Raw genomic sequence first — 7121 nt, forward strand, 5'->3', positions numbered from 1 at the left:
ATCCCGAACTCGGCCGTGAAACCTTCCCGCGCCAATGGTACTTTGGCTCAAGCCACGGGAGAGTAGGTCGCTGCCAAGTCTTCCATGCGGACAGATCTCAAGTCACCTCAGCAATACACCATGCAAACCCCCAACCTCCTACCAAACCACACCCACGCGGGGTGGAGCAGCCCGGTAGCTCGTCAGGCTCATAACCTGAAGGTCGTAGGTTCAAATCCTACCCCCGCAACCAAATATTCCAACGGCTTAGCGCTAATCACGCTAGGCCGTTCTTGCGTTTAGGAAGCATATAGGAAGCAAGTGGGTAGGTTGATTCGCCGGAAGAAACGACACGGGTGCATTAGTTTTGCGGTGTTACCACGGGACTTTGGGAATGTGAGGGGTGGTGGATTTCCTTCACCGCATCCCTTATCAGACGCAAGTGTGGGAAACTACAATTCTTCGCTTCCAGCGTAGTGGTCCAAATAAATTGTCCCAATTGTTTTACCGACGCGATCAGCAACGTCATGATGTCCGCTCTGGAATTCGTCATTTTCAATCCGATCCGCTAATTTACGAAGCGCCTCAGCGGTCCATTTATAGACTGTGGCCTCATTTGGGCCGGTCACATTCAGTTCAATATCGCACTTTAATCCAGGCGTCATGCCGTCGTCGTCGTGTAAGTTCATTTTCTGGTCTCCATCAACAGCACCATCCATGAAAACTATGCACGCATACTCTCTAACTCATGAAACCAAGCGTTTGAAGTGTAAGATAGATCAGTCAATTTCTAGGCTAGGCAAATCATTCACAATTTTCATTGTTTCCAGGCTGACTGTTATAACCCGTTGGAATAGTTCAAGCGGATATTTCGGGTTGCCAACGGTCTCGTTTGCATAGTCATTGGCGTCGTTGACGATGCCGCTACTCGTGTCCGTCTTAACCACCTGTCGCTCCATCACCCATTCCAGCGCAGGTTTGCCGTTGACGACATATTTATAGGCCTCCAGCGGGATGTTCTGCATGGTGATGTGATCGTTGTAGATTACCGTCGAGCGATCCTTCTCTTTACCCTTGCCGCCAAATTTCATTTTCTTCACGCGATAGAACTTCTTCGGGTTTACCTCAGCTTCGGGGATTAGACGGTGATCGCCTTCCTGGAAGGTGACCATGTAGGGCGCGACGGTTTCGAAGTTCACATGCAGATCGCCGAGGGCGCGGCCCGCGTCGTGGAAGGCGGCGAAGTCGGCATAGCTTTTGACTGCCGGAATGCGCGGGAGTTGCTTGGCTAGGTTATTGGCGAAGCGTTCGCGATACTCGGTCGAGTGCAGGAGACCGTAGATGTAGTAGAACAGGTCTTCCTTGCTGATCTTTTCGCTCGGATAGGCGGCTTGGAAATGCGCGAGGCCCGCATCGGTGATGGCGTCGCGGCATATTTGGTCAGCCTTTGCCTCCTCGGTAGCGAAGAGACCCCGTTCGGTTTCGTCATCGCCATAGAGATAGAGGGGGAAGCATTGGCCTTTCTCTATGTTGTCAAGGCAGGGCATCGTGGTTGACATTAATGCTGAAAAGCTTTTCGCACCGACACCAGAAACCTGGATCACGAGATTTTTCGCCACCGCATTCGGGAAGATGCGGGGCATTTGTGCCATTCGTTGAATAAACATTCTGTCCTTGAACAATATCTGCATGTTGAAGGGCCTGTAGAGGCTTCGATGCGCAAGGTTTGCATCGAACACAGAACGCTGGCCGCGAAGGAATTTTGGGACTATGCCGCTGTGCCAATTTATAAGCTTAGTGTCATAGTCAAGGAATTCCCGAATGTCCGGAGCCGTTTCGTGTTCCTCAAATCTATCGATCTCGCGGTTATAATATTCACTCATTCTTTGCATAGTTGAGACTAGCGCAGATCGTGATGAATTATACATCCAAGCATCGCCGTTGGTCTTGATCCCATTTGAGTAGGTTTCGAACATCACAGCATTGTTGCTGCCTTTATCCTTTATTCCCATTTCGATGAACTTGTCGAAGCTGCGGTCCACCTGGTCGAGCCAGTCGTTATTCTCGTCTGGGATGATGCGCTTCCAGCCTTCGGCGGCTGTGATACCGTTAATGGACGCAAAATCGCGGATGATTGCCAGCTTCTGCTTCTGGTCGAGATAGTCGCCAATATCGTGGAAATGGATGCGACCATGCTCGGTCGCATCGGGGTTCTTGACGAAAACGGAGATGGCTATAGGTGCCCGGCTCCCTGATCCGAAAATCTTGCCGCCTTCCTTGCGGGACAATTCGCCAGAGGTGCGTTGATTGCCCCGAAGGTGGAACACGTAAAGATCGCTGAATTCTTCAACCAAGCATTTTCGTAGCCCGTCGGTCGCGTTGCCTTCCACCCATCCGGCATTGGTCACATAAGCCATGACACCCGCATCACCGATACGGTCGGTGGCCCATCGGATCGCCCGGATGTAGCTGTCGTAAAGGGCGTTCTTGTTGGTGGCCGATGAATGTGTGGCATAGCTGTCGCGGATGGCTGTATCGAGGGAGTTGTATGCGATGTTTGCTGCGTTGTCGTTCGCACTGCCTTGGCCCGCAGAATAAGGCGGATTGCCAATAATTACGCGAATATCCAGACCCTTTTGACGTGTGCGACGTTCGGAGTTGTCCGGCAGAAGGTTGGCAATCATGTCCCGCTCCTGCTCATACATCTGGAAGGTATCAGTCAGGAGAATGCCCTTGAACGGCTCATAAGGTGCGTCTGTCTTCAATTCACCCTGGGCAAGCTCGTGATACACCGTCTCTATGTTGATGGCGGCGATGTAGTAAGCCAGCAAAACAATTTCGTTGGCGTGAACCTCGTGCTTATATTTGTGCTCCAGCTCATCCGGCGCGATCAGACCGGATTGCAGCAGGCGGGTGATGAAAGTGCCAGTGCCGGTGAAAGGGTCAAGGATGTGCACGCCTTTTGAGCCGAGCGTCTGGCCGAATTGCGCCTTCAGCACGTCATTGACCGAATGGATGATGAAATCCACCACCTCGACCGGCGTGTAGACGATGCCGAGGCGCTTCGTCAGTTCAGGGAAAGCATTCTTGAAAAACTTGTCATAGAGCTCGGTGATGAGCGACTGGCGGCCATGGGCGGTTTTCACGTCCGCGGCGCGGCGTTCAACGCTCGCATAGAACTTGGCGAGGCTTTCGGATTCCTTCTCCAGATTGTGTTCGTGAAGCTGGCCGAGAACGATCTCCATTGCCTGTGAGACGGGGTTTTCCTTGGTGAAGCGGCTGCCCTTGAACAGCGCATCAAAGACTGGCCTGGTGATGAGGTGCTGTGCCAGCATCTCGATGGCTTCAGCTTCGGAAATCTCCGGGTTCAGATCGTCATGCAATTCTTCAAGGAACGCCATGAAGGAAGTGCGTTCCGGCCCTTCCTTGGCGACGATGGTAGTGATGCGGGTTATGTGGGTCTGGGCGATCTTGGCGATGTCCTTGGCCCAGGTATCCCAATAATCACGGGTGCCGCATTTCTGGACAATCCTGGCCATGATGGCACGGGTGAATTCGTCAAAGACAAGCTCGCCTTGAACGTCATCGCCACCGCTGGTGCGCGTGGTCGGCCCATCCTGTCCAATGCCTGCACCCGTTTTTTTGGCCTTGGTCTTAGTGGTGGCAAAGTCATCGACAACGGCAGTCAGTTCTTTCAGCTCAGTTTCTGAAGAAATCCGCATCAGTTCAATCTTATCGCTGATATCCTCACCAATTTTCGCCTGATTGATGCGGGCATCGAGGCGTTCATCATGGGCGCGAAGCGCATTCAGAATCTGCCAGACAACCTTGTAGCGTTCATTGTCATTGAGGGCTTCCTCGGGCTTAGTATCAGGCGGAATGGCGACAGGCAAAATGACATAGCCGAGTTTCTTGCCCTCGGCCCGGCGCATGACGCGGCCAACCGATTGCACCACGTCGATCTGGCTCTTGCGCGGATGCATGAACATGATGGCATCAAGTGCAGGCACGTCCACACCTTCGGACAGTACCTTGGCATTGGTGAGGATGCGGCAGGTATTGTCACCAGCATCGGCCTTTAGCCATTTGAGCAGGGTTTCGCGCTGATTGGCGTTGAAACTGCCATCAACATGCTCGACCTCAACGGTTAGATTGCGGGCGTCTTCGATTTGTTCATTGGCGGTATATTCCTCAACAACCTGAGCAAATTCAGCTTCAATGATCTGAGACTTGGCGATGCTTTGACAGAACGCCAACGCCCGTCGCATCGGCTTCGGGTCAAATTCAAGATCGGTCGCAAGATTGGCTTTGGTGAGCGCCTTGTAGCATCCGATGATTTTGGTCGCGTCGTCCAATGTGAGCTCTGGACCATTCTTCAGGCGGTTCTGGATAGTCGTTGAAATCAGTCCTTCATCAACGGCCAGCACCACAACCTTGTAGTCGGTCAGCAGGTCGTTCTCGACGGCCCAGCCGAATCCACGATGAAACAGGTCCTGGCCGAATTTTGTCTCATCATCCATGGATGCGAGTTCGGCATCATGGTCATCGGCCTTACGCTTGGCGGCATCACCAAAGATGCGCGGTGTGGCTGTCATATAAAGCCGCTTTTTCGCGGCTACATGCTCATTACTATGGATGCGGACAAAGTTGCTGTCGTCTTCATCCTTCAGTGTGACGCCTGTGGTACGATGGGCTTCATCGCAAATCACAAGGTCGAATTCTGGCAGGCCGTGATGCTTCTGGGCGTGGGTCAGGACATCAATGGAATGGTAGGTCGAAAACACGACAGTCATCTTATCAGGGTTTGCGCTCAGCACCTGCCCGGCGATCTTCTGTGGATCGGTCGTCGCTGGAAAAGCCAGATCGTGTACATTCAAATCGAGGCTGTCGGCATCTGCATTGCGACCGACTTTGACATCTGAGCATGCAGAGAAGGCCGTAAACTCTTCCTGACAATCATTCTTCCACTCGCGCACGGTCTGCGACATTAGGGCAAGTGACGGCACCATAAAAAGGACACGTCTGCCTGCTCCTGCCATGGTCTCTGCAATGCGTAGGCCGGTGAAGGTCTTGCCGGTACCGCAGGCCATAATCATCTTGCCGCGATCAGCATCTTTCAAACCGTCTAGGACCGCCTTCAAGGCATCGCTTTGGTGATCCCGGAGCTGCTTTTTCGGTGCGAGGCTGACAGTGCCAGTTCGGAAAAATTGAGACCAGTCAATTCGGCTGGCTTCCAGTTCGTTTATTCCGATACGGTTCCAATCTTTGGAAAGTTTGTCGAGGGTCTCCTTAGCGTTTTGTCCGAACTCTTTTCGTGTCGTGTCTGCGATAACAAGTCGCGTAAACAGATCATTGGCCGCTGCCGAAATGAAACTATCGATATCGGGCTTCTGGATACTGTAATCGGGTGAATAAAATTTGCACTGAATGGCAACAAAACCTGAGCCATCCGTTAGCGTTGCAACCAAATCTATACCAATGTCCTTCTGACTCCAGCCGTGGTCCTTTGCCCACTCAGAAAATGGAACGACCGAAGAATAGAATTGCCGTTGTATGTCATCATTCTCGAGGAAAACACGAACCAACTTCTCAAAATAGTCGCCTTTTTCACGCTCTGAGCGGGATGAAATACGGTAGTCATCCAAAATTTTCTGGAGTTGCATTTTCAATTCCTACCGTTGTCATCTGAAGTGGCAAACGAGCGCAACAGAATATTGCGCAACCTGGAGCGTAGGGGGACCGTCTTCAAAAGCCAAGGTTTATTGCCGTCCCAGATCACGGGGAATCTTCTCCATTGCGAATAATTTCTGTTACCCCTCTAGGAAACGATACTTTTCCGCCGACCGCCTCAGGGCTTTCTCGAAATGTCCCGCATCGTGTTCGATATGATCGTGGACTATATGCGCGATGCGGCTGGAAATTGTCCGTGCATCAACGGAACTTCCCGTTGCGACAGTCCAGGTCGCCACCAACCCCTTGATCTGGGCTTCCATCACGTCCACAAGTTGCGCCTGCATGATATCTTTCACGATGCCCGGTTCCGCCCCTGTCTGCATTTCGTGCAGGTCTTTTGTAACGGTTTGGATTGCGGCATTCCAAAGCGGGTGATTGGGCCAGCGGTTCCGCTCCCGATCTGTCGGGTTCGGTATTGTATAGCGGATATCGTCCAGGCAATACCGCAACAGGTCTCCCAACTTGTCGTCCAGGTCCGCCCATCGCGTAATTCCCCAACGGTCCTTCAGGTGCTTCTTTCCCGCACGGAGTTCCATGCGCCATATCTTCACATCAGGTGCTAGGTCGGGCAGTCCCTGGGTTTCGCGGGCGGCATTCCAATGTGCCCACCATTCGCTTTTGCCCTTGGCGCGCACTTCGCGGGATTTGTCGTACGCAATGACCTGTCGTCCCGGCATCTTCCCGCATGTAACCGATGTGTAGAAGCCGGATACGCCCTGCATCCGAATGCCTGCATCGTCGTCCTGGTCTGCGCGGGAGGTCCGCGAATGCATCACGAAGGCGGTGGGGTCCAGCACAAAGGGCAAACCCATCACTCGCGCGATATCGTCGGATAGGAAGTCCATGCAATAGTCGATGCGGGAGAGGGATTCCTGGCCGACATCCGCGCCGATGGCTTCGAGGAAGCGATAGAGTTCCCTTCGAACGCCTCCTAACTTGAGGCTGGCAAGGGCATTGGATTTAACAGATACCCGGATATTCCAGTTTGCTGCATTCTGGTTACTGCTGAAAAACCACGTCGCGCCAACCGGCCCGGTATCGCAACGGAAAGCATAGCCACCTTTAGCACCGGATTCCGCGACGTGCAGAGGCTCGCCTTGCCATTCGACAAGCACGCTTCCCTTCACTTTCTGTGCCTGCAGTTTGGCTTGGCCCAGGGTGTCGACAAGCGCTTGTGGGATGCGTCCCTGAAAGGTTACGTCCAGGCCGTCGAAATTCCAGTAGAACGGTTTCAATTCCATATTCTGATACTCCATCATTCTGCGGTTCTAGAGGGGGGTGCTACAAGGACCCCCCTCTTGGGTTTCCGAATGTTCAAAACCAGAAAAGAAAGAGCGCACGCTAGCGCGTGCTTGTTCCGACGCTGCGCGCCGGGGCCGCTTTGGGTTTTAGGGACGGGTAGACAGAAA

3 protein-coding genes and 1 tRNA gene are annotated in these 7121 nt (G+C 52.9%); 1 reads left to right on the top strand and 3 read right to left on the bottom strand.

Translation table 11 applies throughout. The features are described from left to right. Window positions 1–155: 155 nt before the first annotated feature. A tRNA-Met gene (locus ACOSDR_RS20110) sits at window positions 156–232 on the top strand. Between the two features lie 199 nt (window positions 233–431). On the opposite strand, the gene ACOSDR_RS20115 is transcribed toward ACOSDR_RS20110, so the two are convergent. From ACOSDR_RS20115 to ACOSDR_RS20125, 3 genes are all read right to left on the bottom strand, one after another. After that, window positions 432–668 carry a hypothetical protein gene (locus ACOSDR_RS20115; protein WP_420732334.1) on the bottom strand — a complete coding sequence of 79 codons (237 nt, stop codon included), beginning with the start codon at window positions 666–668 and terminating at the stop codon, window positions 432–434. 90 nt (window positions 669–758) lie between these two features. Beyond that, window positions 759–5642 carry a DEAD/DEAH box helicase gene (locus ACOSDR_RS20120; RefSeq protein WP_420732335.1) on the bottom strand — a complete coding sequence of 1628 codons (4884 nt, stop codon included), beginning with the start codon at window positions 5640–5642 and terminating at the stop codon, window positions 759–761. A gap of 147 nt (window positions 5643–5789) precedes the next feature. Then, window positions 5790–6953, bottom strand: coding sequence for a hypothetical protein (locus tag ACOSDR_RS20125; protein ID WP_420732336.1), 1164 nt, complete (start codon window positions 6951–6953; stop codon window positions 5790–5792). Between the last annotated feature and the right edge of the window lie 168 nt (window positions 6954–7121).

The sequence above is a fragment of the Hwanghaeella sp. 1Z406 genome (assembly GCF_048892425.1).
Classification (GTDB): Bacteria; Pseudomonadota; Alphaproteobacteria; order UBA8366; family Aestuariispiraceae; genus Pacificispira.